Origin of the sequence: Limnohabitans parvus II-B4 (assembly GCF_003063455.1) — a bacterium.
Lineage (GTDB): Bacteria > Pseudomonadota > Gammaproteobacteria > Burkholderiales > Burkholderiaceae_C > Limnohabitans_A > Limnohabitans_A parvus.
Genome location: NZ_NESN01000002.1, coordinates 87,579 through 111,062, shown reverse-complemented (window position 1 = coordinate 111,062; position 23,484 = coordinate 87,579). Strand labels below are relative to the sequence as shown.

The 23,484-nt window shown below is 58.9% G+C and carries 23 protein-coding genes and 1 other RNA gene; 13 read left to right on the top strand and 11 right to left on the bottom strand.

Annotation, left to right across the window (positions count from 1 at the left end; translation table 11 throughout):
* Nucleotides 1-274: 274 nt before the first annotated feature.
* Complete coding sequence (locus tag B9Z37_RS05085) at nucleotides 275-2,263, bottom strand: lytic transglycosylase domain-containing protein (protein WP_108311977.1); 1,989 nt, start codon at nucleotides 2,261-2,263, stop codon at nucleotides 275-277.
* 9 nt (nucleotides 2,264-2,272) lie between these two features.
* On the opposite strand from B9Z37_RS05085, the gene B9Z37_RS05080 reads away from it, so the two are divergent.
* The 3 genes from B9Z37_RS05080 (at nucleotide 2,273) to B9Z37_RS05070 (ending at nucleotide 4,596) form a co-directional block, all read left to right on the top strand.
* Nucleotides 2,273-2,857, top strand: coding sequence for a 5-formyltetrahydrofolate cyclo-ligase (locus B9Z37_RS05080; protein ID WP_108311976.1), 585 nt, complete (start codon nucleotides 2,273-2,275; stop codon nucleotides 2,855-2,857).
* A gap of 18 nt (nucleotides 2,858-2,875) precedes the next feature.
* Nucleotides 2,876-3,505 carry a TetR/AcrR family transcriptional regulator gene (locus B9Z37_RS05075; RefSeq protein ID WP_108311975.1) on the top strand — a complete coding sequence of 210 codons (630 nt, stop codon included), beginning with the start codon at nucleotides 2,876-2,878 and terminating at the stop codon, nucleotides 3,503-3,505.
* A gap of 77 nt (nucleotides 3,506-3,582) precedes the next feature.
* Nucleotides 3,583-4,596 carry an MBL fold metallo-hydrolase gene (locus B9Z37_RS05070; protein WP_108311974.1) on the top strand — a complete coding sequence of 338 codons (1,014 nt, stop codon included), beginning with the start codon at nucleotides 3,583-3,585 and terminating at the stop codon, nucleotides 4,594-4,596.
* Between the two features lie 181 nt (nucleotides 4,597-4,777).
* On the opposite strand, the gene B9Z37_RS05065 is transcribed toward B9Z37_RS05070, so the two are convergent.
* A complete protein-coding gene (locus B9Z37_RS05065) occupies nucleotides 4,778-5,629 on the bottom strand; it encodes a DUF6279 family lipoprotein (RefSeq protein WP_108311973.1) in 852 nt (283 codons plus the stop codon).
* Nucleotides 5,630-5,771: 142 nt separating this feature from the next.
* Between B9Z37_RS05065 and glmU the strand changes: the two genes are divergently transcribed.
* The gene (gene glmU / locus B9Z37_RS05060; protein ID WP_108311972.1) at nucleotides 5,772-7,181 is read left to right on the top strand and encodes a bifunctional UDP-N-acetylglucosamine diphosphorylase/glucosamine-1-phosphate N-acetyltransferase GlmU; all 1,410 of its coding nucleotides are present in this window, start codon (nucleotides 5,772-5,774) and stop codon (nucleotides 7,179-7,181) included.
* 240 nt (nucleotides 7,182-7,421) lie between these two features.
* On the opposite strand, the gene B9Z37_RS05055 is transcribed toward glmU, so the two are convergent.
* Nucleotides 7,422-7,907, bottom strand: coding sequence for an Lrp/AsnC family transcriptional regulator (locus B9Z37_RS05055; protein WP_108311971.1), 486 nt, complete (start codon nucleotides 7,905-7,907; stop codon nucleotides 7,422-7,424).
* 138 nt (nucleotides 7,908-8,045) lie between these two features.
* On the opposite strand from B9Z37_RS05055, the gene glmS reads away from it, so the two are divergent.
* The 3 genes from glmS (at nucleotide 8,046) to B9Z37_RS05040 (ending at nucleotide 11,612) form a co-directional block, all read left to right on the top strand.
* Nucleotides 8,046-9,908: a glutamine--fructose-6-phosphate transaminase (isomerizing) gene (glmS, locus tag B9Z37_RS05050; RefSeq protein ID WP_108311970.1), complete on the top strand. Its 1,863-nt coding sequence runs from the start codon at nucleotides 8,046-8,048 to the stop codon at nucleotides 9,906-9,908.
* A gap of 61 nt (nucleotides 9,909-9,969) precedes the next feature.
* Complete coding sequence (locus B9Z37_RS05045; protein WP_205872548.1) at nucleotides 9,970-11,160, top strand: ATP-binding protein; 1,191 nt, start codon at nucleotides 9,970-9,972, stop codon at nucleotides 11,158-11,160.
* On the top strand, nucleotides 11,160-11,612 hold the full coding sequence (locus B9Z37_RS05040) for an SET domain-containing protein (RefSeq protein ID WP_108311969.1): 453 nt from the start codon (nucleotides 11,160-11,162) through the stop codon (nucleotides 11,610-11,612). The genes B9Z37_RS05045 and B9Z37_RS05040 overlap by 1 nt, the downstream gene beginning before the upstream one ends.
* Nucleotides 11,613-11,639: 27 nt before the next feature.
* Here B9Z37_RS05040 and B9Z37_RS05035 read toward each other — a convergent pair whose 3' ends face one another.
* The 4 genes from B9Z37_RS05035 to B9Z37_RS05020 all read right to left on the bottom strand — a co-directional run bounded on the left by B9Z37_RS05035 (nucleotide 11,640) and on the right by B9Z37_RS05020 (nucleotide 12,881).
* Nucleotides 11,640-11,822, bottom strand: coding sequence for a hypothetical protein (locus B9Z37_RS05035; RefSeq protein ID WP_108311968.1), 183 nt, complete (start codon nucleotides 11,820-11,822; stop codon nucleotides 11,640-11,642).
* Nucleotides 11,819-12,202: a hypothetical protein gene (locus B9Z37_RS05030; RefSeq protein ID WP_108311967.1), complete on the bottom strand. Its 384-nt coding sequence runs from the start codon at nucleotides 12,200-12,202 to the stop codon at nucleotides 11,819-11,821. The genes B9Z37_RS05035 and B9Z37_RS05030 overlap by 4 nt, the downstream gene beginning before the upstream one ends.
* Nucleotides 12,202-12,528, bottom strand: a complete 327-nt coding sequence (locus B9Z37_RS05025; protein ID WP_167394329.1) for a DUF883 family protein — start codon at nucleotides 12,526-12,528, stop codon at nucleotides 12,202-12,204. Before B9Z37_RS05025 ends, B9Z37_RS05030 begins: the two co-directional genes overlap by 1 nt.
* 89 nt (nucleotides 12,529-12,617) lie before the next feature.
* Nucleotides 12,618-12,881, bottom strand: coding sequence for a VF530 family protein (locus tag B9Z37_RS05020; RefSeq protein ID WP_108311965.1), 264 nt, complete (start codon nucleotides 12,879-12,881; stop codon nucleotides 12,618-12,620).
* 150 nt (nucleotides 12,882-13,031) lie between these two features.
* On the opposite strand from B9Z37_RS05020, the gene B9Z37_RS05015 reads away from it, so the two are divergent.
* The 4 genes from B9Z37_RS05015 to B9Z37_RS05000 all read left to right on the top strand — a co-directional run bounded on the left by B9Z37_RS05015 (nucleotide 13,032) and on the right by B9Z37_RS05000 (nucleotide 17,550).
* Nucleotides 13,032-15,500 carry a Lon protease family protein gene (locus B9Z37_RS05015; RefSeq protein WP_240606629.1) on the top strand — a complete coding sequence of 823 codons (2,469 nt, stop codon included), beginning with the start codon at nucleotides 13,032-13,034 and terminating at the stop codon, nucleotides 15,498-15,500.
* A 224-nt stretch (nucleotides 15,501-15,724) separates the two neighbouring features.
* Nucleotides 15,725-16,360, top strand: coding sequence for a response regulator transcription factor (locus B9Z37_RS05010; RefSeq protein ID WP_108312520.1), 636 nt, complete (start codon nucleotides 15,725-15,727; stop codon nucleotides 16,358-16,360).
* Nucleotides 16,361-16,425: 65 nt separating this feature from the next.
* Nucleotides 16,426-16,719, top strand: a complete 294-nt coding sequence (locus B9Z37_RS05005) for a hypothetical protein (protein ID WP_108311963.1) — start codon at nucleotides 16,426-16,428, stop codon at nucleotides 16,717-16,719.
* Nucleotides 16,720-16,905: 186 nt separating this feature from the next.
* Entirely contained in the window at nucleotides 16,906-17,550 is a 645-nt protein-coding gene (locus B9Z37_RS05000; RefSeq protein ID WP_108311962.1) for a LuxR C-terminal-related transcriptional regulator, read from the top strand.
* A 19-nt stretch (nucleotides 17,551-17,569) separates the two neighbouring features.
* On the opposite strand, the gene B9Z37_RS04995 is transcribed toward B9Z37_RS05000, so the two are convergent.
* Both B9Z37_RS04995 and B9Z37_RS04990 read right to left on the bottom strand, forming a co-directional pair.
* A complete protein-coding gene (locus B9Z37_RS04995) occupies nucleotides 17,570-18,277 on the bottom strand; it encodes a Crp/Fnr family transcriptional regulator (protein ID WP_108311961.1) in 708 nt (235 codons plus the stop codon).
* A 116-nt stretch (nucleotides 18,278-18,393) separates the two neighbouring features.
* Nucleotides 18,394-19,068 (bottom strand): Crp/Fnr family transcriptional regulator, encoded by a 675-nt coding sequence (locus B9Z37_RS04990; RefSeq protein ID WP_108311960.1) that lies wholly within the window; start codon nucleotides 19,066-19,068, stop codon nucleotides 18,394-18,396.
* A gap of 271 nt (nucleotides 19,069-19,339) precedes the next feature.
* On the opposite strand from B9Z37_RS04990, the gene B9Z37_RS04985 reads away from it, so the two are divergent.
* Nucleotides 19,340-19,960: a hypothetical protein gene (locus tag B9Z37_RS04985; protein ID WP_146179708.1), complete on the top strand. Its 621-nt coding sequence runs from the start codon at nucleotides 19,340-19,342 to the stop codon at nucleotides 19,958-19,960.
* Nucleotides 19,961-19,998: 38 nt separating this feature from the next.
* Here B9Z37_RS04985 and B9Z37_RS04980 read toward each other — a convergent pair whose 3' ends face one another.
* Together B9Z37_RS04980 and cysK are read right to left on the bottom strand one after the other, a co-directional pair.
* Entirely contained in the window at nucleotides 19,999-21,810 is a 1,812-nt protein-coding gene (locus tag B9Z37_RS04980; RefSeq protein WP_108311958.1) for an NAD(P)/FAD-dependent oxidoreductase, read from the bottom strand.
* A 276-nt stretch (nucleotides 21,811-22,086) separates the two neighbouring features.
* Complete coding sequence (gene cysK / locus B9Z37_RS04975) at nucleotides 22,087-23,004, bottom strand: cysteine synthase A (protein ID WP_108311957.1); 918 nt, start codon at nucleotides 23,002-23,004, stop codon at nucleotides 22,087-22,089.
* A 103-nt stretch (nucleotides 23,005-23,107) separates the two neighbouring features.
* Between cysK and rnpB the strand changes: the two genes are divergently transcribed.
* Nucleotides 23,108-23,427: RNase P RNA component class A (rnpB, locus tag B9Z37_RS04970), an RNA gene on the top strand.
* Nucleotides 23,428-23,484 lie beyond the last annotated feature (57 nt).

The following is a 23,484-nucleotide window of genomic DNA, read 5'->3' as shown; positions in this document are numbered from 1 at the left end:
TGGCAGTCGAAGGCCCAAGGCATGGACCCCCGATCGGGTCGGGGGTGGCAGATGTCTGTCATACCCGCGAAGGCGGGTATCCATGGCAGTCGAAGGCCTAAGGCATGGACCCCCGATCGGGTCGGGGGTGACAGATGTCTGTCGTACCCGCGAACGCGGGTATCCATGGCAGTCGAAGGCCCAAGGCATGGACCCCCGATCGAGTCGGGGGTGACAAAGGCGTGGACCCCCGATCAGGTTGGGGTGAGCAATGGCGGTCGGGTGCAATGCTCACTCAAGGCAAATCCTTGTTGACCTCGGCCACGGGTGAATTGCGTGGACCGATCGAGCCCAGGCGTGCTTTGAGCGACTGCGGCTGGCGGGTCAGGATGGCCGCGTAGTTGGTGGTGTTGGACAGCACTTTCTTCACGTAATCGCGCGTTTCCTGGAACGGGATGTTTTCTGCCCAGATGGCCGCTTCGAGCACGGGACCGTTGCGCCAGTTGCGTGACCGACTTGGCCCGGCGTTGTAGGCGGCGGTGGCCAAAGGCATGGAGCCTTCAAAATCGTCCAGCACCAACTTCAGATAACCCGTGCCAATGGCCACGTTCACCTCGCGGTCGGTGATCTGGTCGGGCGTGAACTGGGTCATGCCGATCTTTTTGGCGGTCCATTTGGCGGTCGCGGGCATGACCTGCATCAAGCCCGATGCGCCCACATGTGATCGGGCGTCCATGACGAATCGGCTTTCCTGTCGGATCAGGCCGTATACATAGGCCGGGTCGAGCTTGATGTCGCCAGCGCGGCGCACCACGATCTCTCGCAGCGGCATGGGAAAGCGTTGGTCAAAGTCGATGGCGTCTTTGGTGCGGTCGCTGGTGTTGATGCAGCGGTCCCACACCTGGCGTTGGCAGGCCAGGTCAGCAGCGGCCAGCAGTTCGCGATCGTTCATGCCGCCAGGTGTGTGCAGGTTGGTGCTGTAGTTCCACTCTCGGTTGCCTTCAGGGCGCAGTCCCATCTGAATGGCGTACATGGCGCGCTGCAGGCCGGGGTTGATGAGTGCGGCCGCTTTTTCTTGCGGGGTCAGGGCCAGGGGGCGCTCAGGCAGGGTGATGCTTTGGCCCAATTCTTCGAGGGCCAGTTGTTCGTAAAAACCCCGCACGCTGGCGATGCTGCGCAGCAGGCTTTGGGCTTCCAGTTTTTGGGCATTGTCCTGCGCTGTGGCGGTCAGGGCGCGTGCACGCCAATACACCCAGGCCGGGTCTTTTTGCGATTCGGGGCTCATGGCTTGGGTGGCGCTGAGCACTTGACGCCATTGGCCCATTCGCAAAGCGGCACGCACTTTCCAACCGAGCAATTCGTCGTTCAGGTCGCTGTCTTTTTGCACCTTGGCAAAGTAGCTGGCTGCGTTGTCTTGCAATTTCCACGCGGCTTGTTTGCCGATCACGCCCCAAGTCCAGTTGCGCTCTTCGGCGCTCAGCTGAATGGACCAGCGTTTTTCCAGCAGTTCGGCTGCTTTGTCAGGCTGGTTGGCGGCCAGGCGGATCAGGGCCAGCACGGCCAGCTCCTTGCGGCTTCGCGTGATGGCGATGATGCGTTTGTCCAGATACTGCTCCGGGTCGGCATGGATCAAGGCCACTTGCTCGGACAAGCGAGGGGCTTCGATGTCGACCGCAGCTTTGGCTGGGCGGGGGCGGTTGGCGTCCATGGCCAGCCGTGCCTTGCGCCACAAGTCCAGACCGTTGATCTGTTTGCCAGAGTGCAAATGCTCGGCCACATAGGTGCAGCCATCGTCGGCCTCGCGCAGGGCGTACCACAGGCGTTTGGCTTCTTCGGCCACATTGGCTTTGCTGTTCATGGCTTCGGTGGCCAGGGCGTAGCAGCGCACCTCGCGGTCGTCGCGCATGCGGTAGCGCGGGTATTCGGCGGTGAAGGTGGCCCAGTCGCGGCGTTTGCCCAATTGCAGCAGCCAGTCGTTGCGCAAGCGGTCTTCGTAGTAACTCCCGGCATAGCTGCTCAAGAAGCCGCGAATCTCGGATTCCGGGGCGCTGTCCAGGCGCGTGCGCATTTCCCAATAGGCGGCCAAAGGTTCCAGTACATGGCCACGGGTTTGCGGCAACAAGGTGGACAAGCGGTTTTTGTCGCCCTTTTTGAAGGCTTGTTGCATCTCCAGGATGACGTCATCGGCCTTGTTTGGGGACTGCACTTGGGCGTGTGCGTGGGGGCCCCAAAGGCCCGTCATGGCCAATGCGCCAACCAGTGTCAGAATCTGAGTGAATTTCATGGGTCGATTATGGACAAAGCTGAAGTTAAAAAAGCCTTACGAAAAGCCTTGATTGAAGAAAGGTTGAACTTGCCTGACCGCTTGGCACGTGCAGAAGCCTTGCAGCGCGTCATGCGCATCTGGTTGTTTGACCGACCCGATACCGTGATCGGGGCCTATTGGCCGATCAAAGGCGAATTTGACCCATTGCCTGTGCTGCACCGCTGGAAGGAAGACGGTGAGTTGAATGGCGAACCCCAGCGCCGCCGCATCGGCCTGCCGGTGGTCAACAAACTCCACAAAACCCTCACGTTTCACACCTGGTATCCCGGCTGTGCGATGGAGGAAGACGCCTACGGCATCCCCAAACCCAAAGACACCGAGGTCATCGTGCCCACTTTGTTGTTTGTGCCTTGTGTGGGCTATGGCACTGGCGGTTACCGCTTGGGCTATGGCGGTGGCTTTTATGACCGCACGCTGGCCACCTTGCAACCCAAGCCTTTCACCGTGGGCTTGGGCTTTACCCAAGGCTTTGTGGATGACCTGGAGCCCGAAGCGCATGACGAGCCGCTGGATGCGATCCTGAACGACAACGGGGTAGTTTGGCCGGTTTGAGCCAGCACTAAAAAGACCATGGCCCGACCCAAATCCGCAACCCACGACATCAAGCGCGACGCGATCCTCGACATCGCCGCGCAATGCTTTGCCCAGCGCAGCTACCCTGCGGCCAGCATGAACGAGATTGCCACCGCCTGCGGCACCTCCAAGGCGCGGCTGTACCACTATTACGAGAGCAAAGAGGCCATCCTGTTTGACCTGCTCGATCGCCATACGCAGCGTTTGTTGGCGCTGATTGCGCAGACCGAAGCCACCGCGCAGCGCAAAGACCTGAACGACCGGGCGGCCCTGCACGAACTGGTGCGGGCATTTTTGCAAGAGTACGAAACCTCTGCCACCCGGCACGCGGCCTTGCTCAATGACACGCAGTTCTTGAGCGATGCCCCTGATCCGGCCTTGGGTGCCGACCCCATCTCCCCCCGCGAACTGGTGTTGAACCGTCAGCGTGACATCGTGGCCGCCATGACCCGTTTCATGAAACGGGCCTACCCCGAGCGCCTGACCCCCACCAACCAGACGGCATTGACCATGATGCTGCTGGGCATGATCAACTGGACCTTTACCTGGCTGCGCCCGGGCGGCCCGATCAGCTACGCTGCATTTGCCGAAGAGGTCATTGCCATGCTCGAAAAGGGCTTGGGCTGACTGGGTTGGGGTTTACCAATCCGTAATGCATTTCGTTTAGGTAAAATCTACGCCATTCATTGACCGGAGCAATTTCCATGTCTAAAGCCAAAACCCAAGCCCCCACCAAGGCCTTCGCCAGTCAAGCCGACCTGAGCGAAAAGAAGATCACCTTTGAGCAACTCAGCAAGCACTGCTGGGCCTACACCGCCGAGGGCGACCCCAACTCGGGCGTGATCATCGGTGACCGTTTCATCATGGTCAGCGACGCCACCGCCACCCCGGCCATGGCGCAAGACCTGATCAAGAAGATCCGCACCGTCAGTGACCTGCCCATCAAATACGTGCTGCTGACCCACTACCACGCGGTGCGCGTTCTGGGCGCTTACGCCTACGCCGCCGAAGGCGCGACCGAGATCATTGCCAGCGAAGGCACGCTCGATCTGATCAAAGAGCGTGGCGCACAAGACATGAAGAGCGAGATGGAGCGTTTCCCGCGCTTGTTCCGTGGTGCTGACAGCGTGCCCGGCCTGACCTGGCCCACCATGGTGGTCGGCGGCGGCAACCCCACAAAGGGCGAAGTGCCCGGCAAGCTCAGCATCAACCTGGGCGGCGTGGTGGTGCAGATCTGGCATCCAGGCCCCGGCCACACCCGTGGCGACACCATCGCCTGGGTGGAAGAAGAAAAAGTGCTGTTCTCGGGCGACCTGGTCGAATACGAAGCCGGTGTGTACACGGGCGACGCCCAGCTCGAAGAGTGGCCCGCCACCTTGGAAGCCTTGCGTGACCTGAAGGCCGAGTTCATCGTGCCCGGTCGCGGCGAAGCCATGAAGGGCAACGACAACGTCAACAAGGCGCTGGACTACACCCAGCGCTGGGTGACCACCTTGTTCCAGGCCGGCAAAGAAGCCGTGGCCGGCAAGATGGACCTGAAAGCCGCCATGGCCCACACCCGCAAAAGCATGGACCCGGTGTTTGGCCATGTGTTCATTTACGAGCACTGCCTGCCGTTTGACGTGACCCGCGCTTATGACGAAGCCAGCGGCATCAAGAACCCCCGCATCTGGACCGCCGAGCGCGACATGGAAATGTGGAAAGCGCTGCAAAGCTGATCTGTGCCCCATTTGTCATACCCGCGAACGCGGGTATCCATGCCAGCCTAAGCCATGGACACCCGATCGGGTCGGGTGTGACAAATTTCAGGCGGCTCGGGTGTGACAAATGTCAGGCGGCTCGGATGCGACAAATGTCTGGCGGCTCGGGTGCGACATGGTCAGGGGTGATCAAGGCGGGTCAAGGCCGCAGCAAGTCCCGAATATCCCGCTCATAGGCACGCAGCGTGCGTGCCACCCGCAGACGCTGCTCGGGGCTGGTGGTGTTGTGCAGCTGTGCCAGGTTGTCGCAGGCTTGTTGCGTCATTTTTTGCACCAGTGCGCGGCCCGCTTCATCAGGCGGCATGAACCAGCGCTGCCAGACGCCAAACAATGCAGCCTCCACCTGGTCTAGCGGTGCTTTGGATTGCGTCAATTGCCGCAAGGTGGACAGCAAGTCTTGTTCGCGCCGCAGTCGGTCATGCCGACCCCATTCCGGGCTCCACGCCGACTGGCTCACCTGGGTTTTGACCAGCGCAATTTGCGCAGCACTCAGGTCACCATAAAACGAGCGGTAGCGTTCCAGTGTTTTTTCCAGGCGTCTTTCGAGCCGTTCGTTGGCGCTGCCTTGCAGCCATTGCTTGTCCCAGTCTTCGTTTTTGCTTTCCTGGTGCCGTGCCAGGTGGCTCAGTTGGCGAGGCCCGAGCATTTTCACCACGGGTGCAGCTTGGGCAATGGCCACCCGCATGCTTCGGTCCATTTTGGTTTGTATCTCTGCCCAGACACTGCACACCTGGCTGGCCTGCACAGGGCCTTGGCTCAGCTCACTGCTGCGCTGCAACACATCGAGGTAAGTGGCGAGTTCCTGGCTTTTGTGCCAGTGGTGCACGTTGGTCAGCGAATCTTTGACACGGTCAGCCTGCGCGTCATTGAAAGAGACAGCACTGTCCAGCCACAGGTAGGAGAGCGTGGGCAACTGCTGGTAGCCCAGTTTGATGGCGCTGCAGCCTTGCAGCAAAAGCAGTGTCAGGATGACGGCAATCTGTCGAATCATGGAATCCTTCTGTGCGAGCGACCTGTTTGCCGCCGTGAGGGGGCAAGGCGCACGCGATCATATGCCCCACGCCGGGCGGCGATAATTGATCTGTATCTGAAGACCGCCACAAACCAGTGGCCATTTGAGAAAGTTTGACCGAATGTCCACCCCAGTTCAGCCCCCCATTGATGTTGTCGTGATGGCCGCCGGCAAAGGCACCCGCATGAAAAGCCGTCTGCCCAAAGTGTTGCAGCGCCTGGCCGGGGTGCCCTTGGTGCAGCATGTGCTGAACACCGCTGCGCAACTGAACGCCCGCTCGGCCGTGGTCATCACCGGCCATGGCGCTGACCAGGTGGAGCCGGTTTTGCTGGCCCCCGGGCAGGTGCTGTCGGTGCAATGCGTGCGCCAGGAGCCTCAGCTGGGCACCGGGCACGCGGTCCAGCAGGCCGTGCCCGTGCTGGCCGATGACGGTGTGGTGGTGGTTTTGTCGGGCGACGTGCCGCTGACGCAGGCCGACACCCTGCAAGCGCTGATCGCCCAGTGCGGCGGCAACCAGCTGGCGCTGCTGACCATCGATTTTTCCGACCCCACGGGTTATGGACGCATCGTCCGGAAGGGTGAAGCTGTGCAAGCCATCGTCGAGCACAAAGACGCGACCGACGCGCAGCGCCAGATCAAAGAGGTTTACAGCGGCATCATGGCCGTGCCCGCGCGCTTGCTCAAAGCCTGGCTGGCCCGGCTGGACAACCAGAACGCCCAGGGCGAGTACTACCTGACCGACGTGGTCAAGTTCGCCGTGGCCGATGGCGTGCCCGTGGTGGCGCACAAGATCGCCGACCCGCTGCAGGTGGCGGGCATCAACAGCCCGGTGCAACTGGCCGAGCTGGAGCGTGCCCACCAGCTGCGCCAAGCCCACCGCCTGATGGAGCAGGGTGTGCGCCTGCAAGACCCGGCCCGCTTTGACCTGCGTGGCCAGCTCGACTGCGCGCAAGACGTTGAGATCGACGTGAATTGCGTTTTTGAAGGCCGTGTATCTTTGGGCGAAGGCGTGAAGATCGGTGCGAACTGCGTGATCGCCAACTGCACCCTTGCGGCAGGCGCGGTCATCCACCCCTTCACCCACATCGATGGCGAAAAATTGGGCGTGTCCGTGGGCGAGGGCGCTCTGATCGGCCCGTTTGCCCGCCTGCGTCCCGGCGCGCAATTGGGGGCCGAGGTGCACATTGGCAACTTTGTTGAAGTGAAAAATTCCACCCTGGCCAAGGGCGCGAAAGCCAACCACTTGGCTTATCTGGGCGACGCCACGGTGGGCGAGCGCGTGAACTACGGCGCGGGCAGCATCACCGCCAACTACGACGGCGCGAACAAACACCGCACCGTGATCGAAGCCGACGTGCACATTGGCAGCAACTGCGTGCTGGTGGCCCCGGTCACCATTGGCGCAGGCGGCACCGTGGGCGGCGGCTCCACCATCACCAAGAGCACCGAACCGGGCGCTTTGAGCGTGGCGCGGGGCAAGCAGATCAGCATCGCCAACTGGGCGCGGCCGCAGAAAAAGCCAAAGGCTTGAACGAAGGGCGCCGACTTCCTGGGCGCCCCAGGTGTTGGCCGCCGCTGAGATGTCATCGGGATTCTGAGAGGGGTGCCCCTTGTTCTGTCATGCCTGCGAAGGCGGGCATCTATCCCCGTAAACCATGGATACCCGATCAAGTCGGGTATGACGGGCAGGTAGGACGACGGGTAGGACGGGTAGGACGGGTAGGACGGGTAGGACGGGTAGGGGATCGGCAGTGACAAAGACGGTGTGGTTCTATCCGAGCACGGGCCAAGTCGTCGTGAATTTCGCCCGTTTGGTCGAGAAGAACGCCTTCACATTGCGCACATTGGCGTCTTGTGTGAACAGCGTCTGGCTGATGGCCAAGTAATGCGGCATGTCGCGCGCTTGCACCACCAGCATGAAGTCGGGCCCGGGCGACACGCGCCAGCACTGTTGCACCGCATCGTGCGCCACGGCGCGGGCCTCAAAAGCGTCCAGGTGTTCGCTGCCCTGTTTGTCGAGTGACACTTCAACCAGTGCCGTGAGGCCATGGCCCAAGGTCGCGGCGAGCCGGTCGGTACTGAGCACAGCCACCTGCCGCTCGACCCAGCCACCCTCGATCAGGCGCTTGACGCGGCGCAAGCAGGTGGGCGGGGAGACATTGACCTTTTCGGCCAGCGCCACATTGCTCAGGCTGGCGTCACGCTGCAGGCTGTCGAGCAGTTGCAGGTCAATGGCGTCGAGTTCGTTGGATTCCATAAAACTGATTCTAATGAAATTAAATTCTGTTCTGGGTAGTCGGTGAAATAAAAAACCATAAATAATGGAGAATTGATCTGATATTTTTTATGGCTGTGCCTACCATCACTGCCATTCCCCCTTTTTAGGAGCCCCTTTATGTGTGGCATCGTCGGCGCAGTCTCATCCCGCAACATCGTTCCCATCCTCGTGCAAGGCCTGCAGCGGCTCGAATACCGGGGCTATGACTCCTGCGGCGTGGCGGTGCACGCCGCCAGCTTGAGCGGCGGCACGGGCGGCCTGCAGCGCGCCCGCAGCACCTCGCGTGTTGCCGAACTCATGGACCAGGTGAGCGCCGACCACATCGAAGGCGGCACCGGCATTGCCCACACCCGTTGGGCCACGCACGGCGCGCCCGCTGTGCACAACGCGCACCCGCATTTCAGCCACGGCACGGGCGCGGCAGACGCCAAGCCCGGCAAGGTCGCGCTGGTGCACAACGGCATCATCGAAAACCACGAAGAACTGCGCGCCGCATTGCAGGCCAAGGGCTATGTCTTCTCCAGCCAGACCGACACCGAAGTCATTGCCCATCTGGTGGACAGCGTGTACGACGGCGACATCTTTGAAGCTGTCAAAACCGCCATCCGCCAGTTGCACGGCGCTTACGCGATTGCCGTGTTCCACAAAGACGAGCCGCAGCGCGTGATCGGTGCGCGTGCAGGCTCACCGCTCATTTTGGGTGTGGGCCAGGGCGAAACATTCCTGGCCAGCGACGCGATGGCGCTGGCCGGCGTGACCGACCAAATCGTGTACCTGGAAGAGGGCGACGTGGTCGACATCCAGCTGGGCAAATACTGGGTGGTGGACCGTGAGCACAAGGCCGTGACCCGCGTGGTGAAGACCGTGCACGCCCACAGCGGCGCGGCCGAGCTGGGCCCGTACCGCCATTACATGCAAAAAGAAATCTTCGAGCAGCCGCGTGCCATTGCCGACACGCTCGAAGGTGTGGAGGGCATCACGCCCGAGCTGTTTGGCGACGGCGCTTATTCCACCTTCAAGGCGATTGACAACGTGTTGATCCTGGCCTGCGGCACCAGCTACTACAGCGGCTGCGTGGCCAAGTACTGGATCGAGGCGATCGCCAAAGTGCCTTGCCAAGTGGAGATCGCCAGTGAATATCGCTACCGCGAATCGGTGCCCAACCCCAACACGCTGATCGTCACCATCACCCAAAGCGGCGAGACCGCCGACACCCTGGCCGCGCTGCGCCACGCGCAAAGCCTGGGCATGACGCACACGCTCACCATTTGCAACGTGTCCACCAGCGCCATGGTGCGCGAATGCAAACACGCTTATGTGACCCGCGCCGGGGCCGAGATCGGCGTGGCATCGACCAAGGCCTTCACCACGCAACTGGCAGGCTTGTTCTTGCTCACGCTGGCGCTGGCGCAGACCAAAGGTCGCCTGTCTGACGAAGAGGAAGCCGGGCACATCAAAGCCATGCGCCACCTGCCCGCCGCGTTGCAAGCCGTGCTGGCGCTGGAGCCGCAAATCATCGCCTGGGCCGAAGAGTTCGCCAGCAAAGAAAACGCGCTGTTCTTGGGGCGTGGGACGCATTACCCCATTGCCCTCGAAGGCGCGCTCAAGCTCAAAGAAATCACCTACATCCACGCCGAAGCCTACGCAGCGGGTGAGCTGAAACACGGCCCCTTGGCCTTGGTGACCAGCGCCATGCCCGTGGTGACCGTCGCGCCCAATGACCAGCTGCTCGAAAAGCTCAAGAGCAATATGCAAGAAGTGCGAGCCCGCGGCGGCGTGCTCTATGTGCTGGCCGATGGTGACACCAAGATCGAAAGCAGCGAAGGCGTCAACGTCATCCGCATGCCCGAGCACTACGGCGTGCTGTCACCCATCTTGCATGTGGTGCCGCTGCAGCTGCTGAGCTACCACACGGCCTGTGCACGGGGGACGGATGTGGACAAGCCGAGGAATTTGGCGAAGAGCGTGACTGTGGAGTGATTGACATCACCGTCTGAATAGCTTAAATTCATGCAAAAATTAACTAGAAGTTAAATTCTGCATGAAAATAATTGATCGGCAAGCGCATACCGTGTTGCTTCAGCGGGCCACGCTCTACCCCGTGGTGACTGTGCTCGGGCCGCGCCAATCGGGCAAAACGACGCTCTGCCGCATGGCGTTTCCAGACAAGCCATATGTCAATCTGGAACAGCCCGATGTGCGGGATTTTGCGCAGCAGGACCCCAAAGCCTTTTTGGCGCAATACCCTGATGGCGCGGTGCTGGACGAAATCCAGAACGTACCTACGCTGTTGTCGTGGCTTCAGGTGCTGACCGATGCCGATCCACGAAAAGGTCGTTTTGTGTTGACGGGCAGTCACCAATTGCAAGTCAGTGCACAAGTCACGCAATCCTTGGCGGGGCGAACCGCCGTGCTGGAATTGCTGCCTCTGAGCTTGTCAGAGTTGGCAGCAGTCGGCGATGGCGTAACCGTTGGCCCCGATGATGTGAATCGAATGATGCTGCAAGGTGGCTATCCGCGCATTCATGCACAAGACTTGCCGCCCGAGGTCATGCTGTCGGATTACTTTGCCACCTATGTGGAGCGTGACGTGCGCCAGCTCATCAACCTCAGGCATTTGCGCGAGTTTGGCCAGTGTGTGCGTTTGTTGGCCGGGCGCACGGGGCAACTGTTGAACCAGACCAGCTTGGGTAACGAAGTGGGGGTCAGCAGCAACACCATCACGCAGTGGTTGAGCCTGCTGGAGGCGTCATTTCTGGTGTTCAGCCTGGCACCCTGGAGCGTGAACATTGGCAAGCGATTGGTCAAAAGCCCCAAGGTTTATTTTTACGATGTGGGGCTGGCCTGTTGGCTTCTTGGCATCAAGACAGTCGAGCAGTTGCAGCACCATCCTTTGCGCGGCGCTTTGTTTGAAAACCTGGTGGTGCTGGAGGTGATGAAGTCTTTGCGCAACCAAGGCTTGCGTGATCCTTTGTATTTCTTCAGAGACAGCAATGGTCTCGAGGTCGATCTGTTGCTGGAGCATGCCGATGGCGTTCAGCTGATCGAAATCAAGGCGTCACAAACCGTGGCGGCACCGCTGTTTAAAAATCTGCGCACCGTCAGTGCCCTGCTCGGCGAGCGTGTGAAAAGTCAGCACCTGGTTTATGGCGGTGATCTTCGGCAAGCAAGAACCGATGTGGATGTCTTGCCCTACGGGCAGGCCGGTTCGCTGGTGCAGGGGGCTTTGTGATGTCACGACCCGACGCCTGTTGGTCGGTGGAGTCTTCCGCCGTTCACGGCAAAGGCGTGTTCGCCACCCGCCACATTGCCGCAGGCGAGCGGATCATTGAATACGTGGGTGAGGTCATCACCATGGTCGAGGCGATTCGCCGCCATCCACACGATGTCAACAACCCCGACCATACGTTTTACTTTCATCTGGACGATGGTCGCGTGATCGATGCGCTGTATGGCGGCAACGATTCCAAATGGATCAACCATTCGTGCCGACCCAATTGCGAGCCCGACTTGGTGAAGGGGCGTATTTTCATCAAAACGCGCAGACCTGTTTACAGAGGCGAAGAGCTGACGTTTGACTATGGCTTGTTCAGCGACGAGCCCATGACCGACGCACTCAAGGCCCGTTATGCCTGCCGTTGCGGCGCGGCCAAGTGCCGGGGCACGATGCTTTCAACTGACTGAACGGGCGTGCCGGACTGACTGCTGTGCTCAAACCGTGGGCACGGGCGGCGGCGGTGTGTCGGTGCTGGGTTTGCTCTGCCCACTGGCACCCTGTGCCGATTTGGCGCACACGCGCTGCACCAGCAGCAACCACGCGGGCTGCTGCAAGGCCTGAAGGCACAGCGCACGCGATACCTCCAGGCGTTGCTCGGGAGACAGTGGGGCGTTCATGCTTTTGGGCTTTGACGCAAGGCCAGAATGTCCAGTGCGATTTGTGTTTTGAGTTTGTCAAACGGGGGCGGCATCTTGATGTGCCTGGCCCATGCCCAACACGCCAATGAGAACAGCCCCAAAGCCATGGGCAAAAACCACATGACCCATGCACTGCGCCCGTCGACCACGGGCAAAGCACTCCACAGCAGCAAGGACACCCCGGCCAGGAAGAGCCCGAGGACCCCGCTTGCCGTGCCCATGGCTGCCATCAGCAGCCGGGTCTTCCAGATGCAGCGCTGCCGCTCCCATTCCTCTGAGGCCAGATCGGCATAGCCATGCGCGTGCATTTTGAGCAGGTCTGGGGGCAGCAGCAACAGCTTGAGCAGGAGCCTGGACATCAGTGGGGGCGTGAACGCGTCAACCAACCGACGAGTGTGGCCGCCACTGCGCCCACACCTGCGGCGATCAGCACCGATTTGAACGGCGCGCAATGGATGTAGTGCTCTGCCGTTGAGGTGACTTCTTGTGTTTTTTGCGCCAATTGTTTTTTGGCACCCACGGCTGCATCCCTGCTGTGATGGGCCATGTCGCTGATGCTGTCAGTCAGACGATCGACGGTGCGTTCGAAAACCGGCTTGGCGTCTTGTGCGGCGTCGTGCAATGTGCCTGTGATGCTTGCGGCAACAGTGGCCAGTTTTTCCTGGGGGGATGGTGCTTGGGTCATGTGAACTCGCTTGGATGGTTGAGGATGAAAGACAGGCATCCACCATAAAAGCGACAGACCGTGGTGTCTGTTTGCTGGCGCACCAGCGCTCAGTGGTCAGGCCGTTGTTGGCGCTTTTGGTCGCGCAGCATGAACAGGTAAAGGCTTTCCACTTTGTCGCGGGCCCAGGGGGTTTTGCGCAGAAATTTCAGGCTTGAGCCCACGCTGGGATCATGGGTGAAACAGCGGATCGGGATGCGTGTGCCCAAGTCGTTCCAGCCGTAATGGTCGGCCAATTGGGTGACGATGGCTTCGAGGGTCAGGCCATGCAATGGGTTGCGCGCTTGCTTGGAGTCAGGTGATGAAGGTTGCATCTTTCGATTGTCCCTTGATTTGATCAGGCAGATCCGCAGACGGTGGTACAGCACACGGAAAAGTTCACAGCTCGGACGTAAATTGAAAAGCTCGGTGCTGCGGTGGTCGCATGTGCCTTGTATTTTTTCAACAGATGGAGGCCCATGGACATGGGCACACGCATGGCCCTGACGACGAGCCGCCTGGTCGAGCTGGATGCTGCCGCGCTGCGCCGAACGGTAGAGCCGCAGACCTTGGGGTTTTCGGACACTTCCGAATTGCTGCATGAACCTCTGCCCTGGATCGGCCAGGAGCGCGCCAAACAGGCGGCCGAATTTGGCATGGGCATGACCGAGCCGGATTACAACTTGTTTGTGTTGGGCGATGTCGGCAGCGGGCGCACGACCTTGCTCAGTCAGATGATGCACGCGCATGCGCAAAAGTGCCCGGTCCCACCGGACCTTTGTTACTTGCACAATTTTGAAGAGCCAGAGCGCCCGCGTGCCTTGCACCTCAAGGCGGGGCAGGGCAGAGTGCTGCGCCAGGCGATGCAGCAGTTGGCCAAACGTTTGCAGGCCGAGGTGCCCAAGCGTTTGGGACAAGATGACTTCAAGGCTGAAAGCAAGCGGATTGAAGCCTCTTACAAAACCGAAGAAGACCGTGGCTATCTGGCACTCAGCGCCTATGCCGAGGCCCATCGTTTTTCCCTGATGTGCGACCAGGGCCACATGGTGTTCACCCTGAAAGACGAACAAGGTGAGCCCGTCACGGCAGGCAAGGCTTTGGCGATGAGTCGTGAGCAGCGTGCCGAAATCGATCTCGCCGAGGCCTCCCTCAGAGAGGAGATCAGCCGCTACCTGGAAAAGATGCGGGCCATGGAGCGCGTGAAGAATGAAGGCTTGTCGGCCTTGCGCAGGCAGACACTCAAGCCCATGCTCGACCATGAGTTGCAGTTGATCAGGTCGGCACTGAACCAGCCTGTGCAGGACATGGTCAAGCTGAACGCGTTTCTGGAGCAGATACAGACCAGTGTGCTCGAAAACGTGGCGCTTCTCGAGCCTGGGGAAGAGGAAATGGTCCGCCTCGAAGCCCTGGACGCTGTGCTGTCCTTGTTTCGTGTCAACTTGGTGGTGGACAACCACGCGTTGCAAGGTGCACCTGTCATTCGGGAAGACAACCCCTTGTTCAGAATGCTGTTCGGCAGCATTGAATACGGCTCGGACAATGGTGAGTTGGTGACAGATTTTTCGCGCATCCGTGCCGGCAGCTTGCTGAAGGCGCATGGGGGGTTTCTCATGTTGCATTTGCGCGATTTGTTGGCCGATCCGCATGTCTGGGAAAAATTGCGCCGCTTCATGCGCAATGGCCGCTTGCAGATCGAGGAGCCCGGCATGATGCATGCCCCCATGGCCGCGATGTCATTGGAGCCCGAGGCGGTGAATGTCCATGTCAAGGTTGTTTTGATCGCTTCGGGCGACGAGTATTACGCCGTGCAAGAAGCCGACCCTGAATTCGTCAGGCGCTTTCGGTGCAAGGTCGATTTTGCCGAGAGCTTTGTGGCCACCCCTGAATCAGCCCACGCCACGGCCATTTTTGTGGGGCATACCTGCCGCAAGATGAACTTGCCACATTTTTCAGCGGCGGCGGTGGCGGCCTTGATTGAAGAAACCCACCGTGAGGCAGATGACCAGAACCGCCAAAGTGCGATCTTTGCGTTGGCCGAAGCCTTGGTGATTGAAAGCGCTGCGCTGGCCAGGCAGGGTGGTCGTCAACGGGTTGATACAAGTGACGTCCATGCCGCAAGACAGGCCCGAGTGCATCGCCACAACTACCCTGAGCAGCGTTTGCAAGAGACCCTCATGGAGGGTGAGCGTTTGCTGGGTGTCTCTGGTGAGCGGGTGGCACAGATCAATGGTTTAACGGTGGTGGATTTGGGCGATTACCGGTTTGGTTTTCCGGTCAAGGTCACCGCTTGCACGTATGCCGGTGAAGAGGGCTTGCTCAACATTGAGCGAGAGGTCGAGATGTCGGGGCCGATACACGACAAGGGTGTGCTGATCTTGCACAGTTATTTGTCGTCCTTGTTTGCCCACATAGCGCCTTTGGCCATGAATGCGGCCGTGGTCTTTGAACAGGAGTACAGCGGGGTCGAGGGCGATTCGGCTTCGTGTGCCGAGTTTTATGCCTTGTTGTCAAGTTTGTCCGGCTTGCCGCTGCGCCAGGGCATTGCCGTGACAGGGGCGGTCAACCAGCATGGCGAGTTGTTGCCTGTCGGGGGTATCAATGAAAAGATCGAGGGCTACTTCAGAAGTTGTGAAAGCTTGGGGCTGGATGGCCAGCAAGGGGTGTTGATGCCCAGCCGCAACCGGCGGCATTTGATGCTGGATGAGCGTGTGGTGAAGGCCGTTGCCGAAGGCCGTTTTCACATCCACATGGCCGATACCGCGGGTGAGGGGTTGGTGCTTTTGACGGGCGTGTGTTTTGGCACCTTGGGGGTTGCGGGCTATGAGCCCGACAGTGTTTTGGGCCGTGCGCAGAAAACCTTGCTGCGTTTTCGTCATGCGTGTGAGCACCTGGGCAACAAACCGCCCGTCACGCCCACCCACATGCGGCATCTGAAGCACACCGTGTTTCGTTGAGCACGTCGTCCAAGCCGCGCGTGCGCGTTTCCTTGCTGTGCAAAAAAATGCAATTCGAACTACCTGTTTTTGTGAGCTTACTGGTTTGAACGTAGCTTGCCTCACCAATTCAGGGGATCACAAAGCACGCAAGCGCGTTCTATTCTGAGTGCAACGATCAGGCCAAGTTTTGCCTTGCTGAAAGGTGCCTCTGGCCTGCGATAAATTTTGATAAGGACATGCCCATGTGCATTGATATTGTGCTAGCCGACCCCTACCCCGTGATGCTGGAAGGCTTGACCCATGTCTTTGAGGATTCACCCGAGTTTTCAGTCAAGTCGTGCGTGAGAACGGGCGATGCTGCTTTGCAGGCCTTGGAGCAGCATCGGCCGCACATCTTGGTGATGGACTTGTCATTGACCCAGCGAAGTGGACTGGCCTTGCTGGAGGACATCAAAACAAAAAATCTCCAGACGCGGCCTGTTGTTTTTACCGGTGCGCCGATTGGAGAAGTCATGCGTGCGCTGGACTTGGATGTGGCAGGCTTGGTTTCGAAAGAGAAATCCAAGCAGGTTTTGACACGGTGCATCAAGTCTGTGCACGAAGGCGGCAAGTGGCTTGACCGTGACCTGACGGTCAAAACGATGTCGCTTTTGTTGGAACAGCAAAAGAAAAATGCCCATGCATCACAGCTGTTGACCCCACGCGAAATGACCGTTGCGCGCATGGTGACAGAGGGCTGGCCCAATAAAAAAATCGCGACCAAGCTGTTCATCAGCGAGGGCACGGCCAAGCTCCATCTCCATCACATTTACCAAAAACTCGATTGCCCAGGGCGCATGTCTTTGCAGCGTTACATGCAAGAGCATGGACTGATGTGATGCAACCCACAGAGTTTTTCCACATGGGTATCTACCATTGAACCATCACCGGTCGAGGAGCTGACATGACCCAAGAACACCGAATGCTTGAGAAAGCCTACGCGGACCACATCGGCGATCACTACCGTCGTGCTTCTGAGGAGTTGCTGCATGCGTACCAACGCAACAAGGAGGCCGCCAGACACCACGAGGCTGGCGCATTCAAGGCCGCTTTGCACCATGCCAAATTGTCCAAGCACCATTCTTTCAACGCACACGATCACCTGAAAGAGGTGCTCAGCATCAGTGAAAAAATGGACGACTTGGCATTGCCCTTGCCTGGGCAGAGTGCTTCAACGGTCGGCCCCTTGGTTCAGTGAGGGTCAACAGAGAAAACCATTTTTTGTTTCATATGTATGGGACCGCACATACAGCGGGCTTGCTGGTGCCTACACTTTCTCAACAAGCGCCGAATGTGGCGCTGATTGACAGGGAGTGTGGAACACGAATGAGTGGTTTGGCTTTGCAATGAAAGGGTCTTTTGACCCAAATTTGGAGACGTGAAAATGTCAATTCGAGTTTTACTTTCTTCCAAGCACAAAGTGGTTTCTGAAGGCATTGCAGCTGTCTTGCGAACGCACCACGATATGGATCTGGTGGGCATGTCTGATAACGGAGCCATGACCAATGCCCTGTGTGATCAGGTCGATCCCGATGTGGTGTTGATTGGCATGCAGGCCAACGACTCCAAAGACATGGCGTTGATGCATCAGATTGCGCACCATCAACCTGCCAAAAACATGGTGGCGTTTTCTGCTGATTCTGATCGAAATTCTATTATTGAGATATTGGATGCAGGTGCCAAATGCTATGTGTCAACGACGAGCAGCATCGATGAGTTGATGTCGGCGATTCGCGCCGCAGCGGCAGGGCGAGTGTATTTGTGCCAGGCAGCTGCAAGTGAAATGATGGAGAGCGTTCGCAAGGCCAGGTCCGGAGACATCAGCTTGAAAGGGCAACTCGGCGGACGCGAAGAGCAGGTGTTGCGCCTGATCGCCGATGGTTATTCGTCCAAAGAAATTGCACGCAATTTGCAGATCGCGCCCAGCACCGTGGAGGTGCATCGCCGCAACATCATGCGCAAGATCGGCTTGCACAAAGTGGCCGACTTGACACGCTATGCGATTCGCAACCAGATGGTGTCGGTTTGACCTGCTTGTTGAGCGTGTCTCATACGAGCGCATTCAAAAAACGATCGTATTCGCGGCTGATCACGCTGTAGCACTCGCAAGTCCTCTCTTCCAGGGCTTTGCGGTCCAGCACGGTGATGTTGCCTCGGCTGTAGTGAAGGATGTTCTCATTCATCAAACGGTGCGCGGCATGGGTCACACCTTCTCGGCGAACACCCAGCAGGCTGGCCATCAGTTCTTGGGTTAAGACAATGGTTTGGCTGTCTTGCCGGTCGAGCGTGAGCAAGAGCATGCGGCACAGTTGCTGTTCCAGGGTGTGATGTCGGTTGCAAACGGAGACTTGGGAAATTTGATTCATCAAGGTTTGCGCGTAGCGCAAAAATACCTTTTGAACCGCGTTGCCTTGGTTAAAGCTGTTGAGCACCACACTCAGTCGAATCCGCATGGCCGATCCGGCTTTTTGCACGATGGCTCGGTTGTTGGTTTGCGCCGCACCCATGAGCTGATAGATGCCGACCATGCCTTCGCGGCCGGTGATCGCGATTTCGCTCGATGCCCCGTTTTCGAGGATGTGACCCCAGGACACGATCGCGGTGAGGGGGAAGTAAAGGTGGCCAATGATGCGGCCTGGCTCGAACAGTACCTGGCCCAGAGCCAGTTCAACAGGCTCGAAATAGGGCAGCCACTCTTTAAGTATCGATTCGGGTAAAAAACCAATAATTTTGTTTAATTTTAATGTAGTTTGCATAAATGCTAATTGTCGTATGGACTACATTTGAATTTATCAGTATCTATGTCTTAGATGGGTTCGGTTTCGAACACATTTATCGCTTTCTTGAAAATTTTCGGATTGGATGATTTTTATCAAACTTGTGTGATGTTCTGAGTCCGGTCGGTGATTTGACGCAATGCGGTCATGTCCAGGATGCTGAGTTCACCTCTTTGGTAATCAATGTGCCCAAGCTTTTTCAGTTCACCAGCCGCCAAGGTGACGCTGACACGCCGTACACCCAGCATTTGGGCCAGGTGATCGTGTGTCAGTTGCAGGTGTCGCGATTGAGCTTTGTCTGCAGACAGGGTCAGCCAACGTGCGAGTCGGGTGGTGATGTCATCAGACTGAATGGATGCGGCCATGTTGGCCACATGCGCGGCCAACAACCACAGATATTGAGAGATGGGCCACAACATGCCGGGACGTTGGTGGAGCAGCAGTGCCAGGTCGGCACTTTCGGCCACCCAGGCGTCGCCGGCGGTTTGCACACGAAACTTAAGGTTTTCGGGGCCGATGTCCAGCACTGACCCCAAACCGATGGCCCCTTCTGATCCGATCAAACCCACGGCCAAGGTGTTGCGCGAAGAGCTTTCAACCAACAAGGCGACGCAGGCACCGGTTAAAAAATAGACTTTGGGTGTTGCTTGTTGAGCGGTGTCACACAGAATTTGTCCTGCAACCAACTGAACCGGTTTGCAGATGTGCTGCAGTCGGTTTTGATCTTCCTTGGCCAGTTGAAAGATGAGTCCGTTGGTGAAAAGCGTCACGGAAATTTGCCTGGTATTGGTGGTGTTGAAATGTGTGTTGATGTGGCTGAAAGATCAGTGGATCTTGAGCTTATACAAAAGTTCCAAGAGTATATGTCTCATGATTTATCAGTAGACCACAGTCCGCATGGAATCAAGTGTTCGTTAAAGAACATAGAATGAATGGGATGCTAAAACCAGCAGCCTTGGTGGTCGTGTTGGGGACAAGTTCAGGCATCGGGAGTCCACACATTTGTCAACTGAAAAAACTGAAAACGCTTTGCTGGATTTGATGCTTGCAGACGTCGCACTTCAATCTGATTTGCAGCCGGTGTGTGTTGATCTGCCGACGGGCCCTTTGGCACCCGATTCTCATGGGCCAGGCCAGTTTGTTTACTTTCCGGTCGATGCGCTGATGACTTTGGGTGCGGCGAATTCAGCGGACGCTGTTCTGGCTGTGGTCGGCCGGCACGGGTGTGTCGCGCCAGGGCAAGCGGGTGGCAGTGCCATTCAGTCGCATGTGATGGTGCCTGGGCGCGCTTACCGGATGGATTGGGCTCCCGTTGCCGACGATCCCGTCCGTTATGCATCTTGGTTGTGGCAGACCACAGCGGCAGCGCAAAGACTGATCGGGCAAATGGCGCAATGGTCTTTTTGCGTGCAGCACCACACGGGCCCGCAACATTTGGCCAGTTGGCTTTTGCATTGTGTGGCGCAGTATCCGCGTGACCCTCTGAACTTCCATCTTCACGCGCTGCCGACGGCCATTCGGCAGTTGCTTCCGCCGTCTGATGCCCAAAATGGGCCTGGTTTTGATGTGCACGAAGGTCACTTGCATGTCACGTCGCCCCAGCGCCTGGCTGAGCAGGCTTGTTCGTGCCACCAAAAAATGACAGGTGCCCACAACGCGTGATTTCTGCGCATGGTTTCAACCCGCGGTTTGGATCGGTATCAGGATGTGATGTTGCGCGCCAAAGATTCGGCCACTTTGATGCCGTCAACACCCGCCGACAAAATGCCACCGGCATAACTGGCTCCTTCACCTGCCGGGTACAAACCCAAGGTGTTGGTGCTTTGGTGGTCTTCGCCACGCGGGATGCGCAAGGGCGATGAAGTTCGGGTTTCCACGCCGGTCAGAACGGCATCGGCCATGTCGTAGCCTTTGATTTTTCGGCCAAATACCGGCAAGGCTTCGCGCATGGCCGCGACGGCATAGTCGGGTAAAACATCGGCAAGGTCGACCAGCTTGACGCCCGGCTTGTACGAAGGCTGCACGCTGCCCCAAGTGGTGGACGGGCGTTTGGCCAGAAAGTCGCCAACCAATTGTCCAGGGGCTTCGTAGTTGCCACCGCCCACTTCAAAAGCCCGCGTTTCCAGTTGGCGCTGCAACACAATGCCGGCCAGGGGATGTGCCGCTGGCGGTTGCTGGCGCGACAAGGTCTGCGCTTCTTGTGCCAGCGCGGTGCCTTCTTCGTCGCCAAAGGCAGCTTGCCAGTTGGCGGTGTCCAGTGGGTAGTCGGGCGGGTCGATGGCCACCACCATGCCCGCGTTGGCATTGCGTTCGTTGCGTGAGTATTGGCTCATGCCGTTGGTGACCACCCGCCCCGCCTCGCTGGTGGCTGCGACCACGGTGCCGCCAGGGCACATGCAAAAACTGTAAACCGCACGGCCGTTTTGGGCGTGGTGTACCAGCTTGTAATCGGCCGCACCCAGCAGCGGGTGGCCTGCGTGTCGGCCCCAGCGCGCCTGGTCGATCACGCTTTGCGGGTGCTCGATGCGCACGCCAATTGAAAAGGCTTTGGCCTGGATGGCCACACCGCGGCGGTGCAGCATGACAAACGTGTCGCGTGAGCTGTGTCCCAGGGCCAGCACCGCATGGCGGGTCTGCAGGGTTTGGATTTGGCCTGTGCGCAGGTCTTGCACTTGCAGGCCCGTCAGTTGGTGGCCGTCGGTGGTGGGTGACAGCAGCAGGTCGCTCACCCGGTGCTCAAAACGAATTTCGCCACCGAGGGCGATGATTTGCTCGCGGATGTTCTCGACCACTTTGACCAGCTTGAAGGTGCCAATGTGCGGGTGCGCGGCAAACAGGATGTCGGCCGGCGCACCGGCCTTGACGAATTCGTCCATGACTTTGCGGCCCAGGTGGCGCGGGTCCTTGATCTGGCTGTACAGCTTGCCGTCTGAAAACGTGCCTGCACCGCCTTCGCCAAATTGCACGTTGCTCTCGGGGTTGAGCACTTTTTTGCGCCACAGGCCCCAGGTGTCTTTGGTGCGCTCACGCACCGGCTTGCCACGTTCCAGCACGATGGGTTTGAAGCCCATTTGCGCCAGCGCCAGCGCTGCAAACATGCCGCAAGGCCCAAAGCCGACGACCACAGGGCGTTCGCCCTCTGCTGCACCAAAGCCTTCGGGGGCTTGGCTGGGGGCGTGCCATGCCATGTCGGGTGTGGGCAGGATGTGTGGGTTGGGGGTGTGCTTTTGCAGCAGGGCGCATTCGGCGGTGGCATCGGCCAGCGCAACGTCCACGATGTACACCGCCAGCAAATCGGCTTTTCGGGCATCAAAACTGCGTTTGAAAACGGTCAGTGTGGTGATGTCTGCCCCATCGATGCCCAAGGCCTGCGCAGCCAACTGGCGCAAAGCGGCTTCGGGGTGCGGCGTGGGCAGACGGTCTTCGTCGGTCTCTGCAGGCGCATCGGCTGCGCGGCGCACTTCGACCGGAAGGGCTGAAAGTGGGAGTTTGAGTTCTGAAATTCGGATCATGGCAACCTCTGTGGCTTGTGGTTATCAAGCAAGAAGCGGTGATTATCGTCGCAGTGATGGATGTCATCCCTGACGCAATGCGGTCTGTCTCAATGCTGTTTCAATGTTGTTTCAATGTTGTCACCCCGGGCGAAGACCCGGGGTCCATCTCCGCCGCCGCCATGGATCCCGGATCAAGTCCGGGATGACAGCGGGATCAAGTCCGGGATGACAGCGGGATCAAGTCCGGGATGACAACGTGGTCAAGTCCGGGTAGGCATGTTGACGTCAGAGGACTCAAGCGGGCAAGAACCCTTCAATCGACAAATAGCGCTCACCTGTGTCGTAGTTGAAGCCCAACACCGTGGCGCCGGCTGGCAATTCGGCCAGTTTTTGGGCGATGGCCGCCAGCGTCGCGCCTGACGAGATGCCCACCAGCATGCCTTCTTCGCGGGCCGAGCGGCGTGCGTATTCACGCGCGGCTTCGGCATCGACCTGGATCACGCCGTCGAGCACGCTGGTGTCGAGGTTTTTGGGGATGAAGCCTGCGCCAATGCCCTGAATGGGGTGGGGCGCTGGGGCACCGCCCGAGATCACGGGCGAAGCGGCAGGCTCGACCGCAAACACCTTGAGATTCGGGAATTTGGCCTTGAGCACGCGGGCGGTGCCCGTCAGGTGACCGCCCGTGCCCACGCCGGTGATCAGCGCGTCGATGCCATCGGGAAAGTCGGCCAGGATCTCTTGTGCGGTGGTGCGCACATGCACATCGATGTTGGCGGGGTTTTCAAACTGCTGGGGCATCCAGGCGCCGGGCGTGCTGGCCACCAGTTCTTCGGCGCGGGCGATGGCGCCCTTCATGCCTTTTTCTCGCGGTGTCAAATCAAAGCTGGCGCCATAGGCCAGCATCAGGCGGCGGCGCTCGATGCTCATGCTGTCGGGCATGACCAGCACCAGTTTGTAGCCCTTGACGGCGGCCACCATGGCCAGGCCGATGCCGGTGTTGCCAGAGGTGGGCTCGATGATGGTGCCGCCGGGCTTCAGGGCGCCGGATTTCTCAGCGTCTTCGATCATGGCCAGCGCGATGCGGTCCTTGACCGAGCCACCGGGGTTGCTGCGCTCGGACTTGATCCAGACGTTGGCCCCTGCGCCAAACAGGCGGTTGATGCGCACATGGGGCGTGTTGCCGATGGTGTCGAGGATGGTGTGGGCTTTCATGGCGGGTCTCCTGTCTGAAAATTCAATGCAAAAAAACATTGTGCGTGAAAGCTCAGACCTTTTGCGGCATGAGCTTATGCCCGCAGGCGATAATCCCCCTCGTGAAGCTCGCCAGACCGCCGCTGGTGCAATCTCCGAAAGGAAGCACTGGAGGAACGTCCGGACTGCACAGGACAGCGTAGGAGGTAACTCCTCTCCACCGTGAGGTGAGGATCAGAGCAACAGAGACGAGCCGATTGAGTTCGGGTGAAACGGGCAATCTCTACGCGCAGCAATACCAAGTAGGCCAACGTTGATGTGGTTCCGCAGAGTTGGCGGGTAGGTAGCATTGAGCCGGGTGGGCAACCCCCGGCCCAGATTAATGGCGGTCACGCAGCGGGCAACCGTTGTGCACAGAATCCGGCTTATCGGCGAGCTTCACACTTTTTTCAGACCACAAAAAAACCCGCCGAAGCGGGTTTTTTGCAGTGTGTGGTGCGC

Bases quoted from the DNA above. Each gene is read 5' to 3' on its own strand.
- B9Z37_RS05085 (WP_108311977.1), bottom strand. From the start codon at position 2,263: ATGAAATTCACTCAGATTCTGACACTGGTTGGCGCATTGGCCATGACG.
- B9Z37_RS05080 (WP_108311976.1), top strand. From the start codon at position 2,273: ATGGACAAAGCTGAAGTTAAAAAAGCCTTACGAAAAGCCTTGATTGAA.
- B9Z37_RS05075 (WP_108311975.1), top strand. From the start codon at position 2,876: ATGGCCCGACCCAAATCCGCAACCCACGACATCAAGCGCGACGCGATC.
- B9Z37_RS05070 (WP_108311974.1), top strand. From the start codon at position 3,583: ATGTCTAAAGCCAAAACCCAAGCCCCCACCAAGGCCTTCGCCAGTCAA.
- B9Z37_RS05065 (WP_108311973.1), bottom strand. From the start codon at position 5,629: ATGATTCGACAGATTGCCGTCATCCTGACACTGCTTTTGCTGCAAGGC.
- glmU (WP_108311972.1), top strand. From the start codon at position 5,772: ATGTCCACCCCAGTTCAGCCCCCCATTGATGTTGTCGTGATGGCCGCC.
- B9Z37_RS05055 (WP_108311971.1), bottom strand. From the start codon at position 7,907: ATGGAATCCAACGAACTCGACGCCATTGACCTGCAACTGCTCGACAGC.
- glmS (WP_108311970.1), top strand. From the start codon at position 8,046: ATGTGTGGCATCGTCGGCGCAGTCTCATCCCGCAACATCGTTCCCATC.
- B9Z37_RS05045 (WP_205872548.1), top strand. From the start codon at position 9,970: ATGAAAATAATTGATCGGCAAGCGCATACCGTGTTGCTTCAGCGGGCC.
- B9Z37_RS05040 (WP_108311969.1), top strand. From the start codon at position 11,160: ATGTCACGACCCGACGCCTGTTGGTCGGTGGAGTCTTCCGCCGTTCAC.
- B9Z37_RS05035 (WP_108311968.1), bottom strand. From the start codon at position 11,822: ATGAACGCCCCACTGTCTCCCGAGCAACGCCTGGAGGTATCGCGTGCG.
- B9Z37_RS05030 (WP_108311967.1), bottom strand. From the start codon at position 12,202: ATGTCCAGGCTCCTGCTCAAGCTGTTGCTGCTGCCCCCAGACCTGCTC.
- B9Z37_RS05025 (WP_167394329.1), bottom strand. From the start codon at position 12,528: ATGACCCAAGCACCATCCCCCCAGGAAAAACTGGCCACTGTTGCCGCA.
- B9Z37_RS05020 (WP_108311965.1), bottom strand. From the start codon at position 12,881: ATGCAACCTTCATCACCTGACTCCAAGCAAGCGCGCAACCCATTGCAT.
- B9Z37_RS05015 (WP_240606629.1), top strand. From the start codon at position 13,032: ATGGGCACACGCATGGCCCTGACGACGAGCCGCCTGGTCGAGCTGGAT.
- B9Z37_RS05010 (WP_108312520.1), top strand. From the start codon at position 15,725: ATGTGCATTGATATTGTGCTAGCCGACCCCTACCCCGTGATGCTGGAA.
- B9Z37_RS05005 (WP_108311963.1), top strand. From the start codon at position 16,426: ATGACCCAAGAACACCGAATGCTTGAGAAAGCCTACGCGGACCACATC.
- B9Z37_RS05000 (WP_108311962.1), top strand. From the start codon at position 16,906: ATGTCAATTCGAGTTTTACTTTCTTCCAAGCACAAAGTGGTTTCTGAA.
- B9Z37_RS04995 (WP_108311961.1), bottom strand. From the start codon at position 18,277: ATGCAAACTACATTAAAATTAAACAAAATTATTGGTTTTTTACCCGAA.
- B9Z37_RS04985 (WP_146179708.1), top strand. From the start codon at position 19,340: ATGCTTGCAGACGTCGCACTTCAATCTGATTTGCAGCCGGTGTGTGTT.
- B9Z37_RS04980 (WP_108311958.1), bottom strand. From the start codon at position 21,810: ATGATCCGAATTTCAGAACTCAAACTCCCACTTTCAGCCCTTCCGGTC.
- cysK (WP_108311957.1), bottom strand. From the start codon at position 23,004: ATGAAAGCCCACACCATCCTCGACACCATCGGCAACACGCCCCATGTG.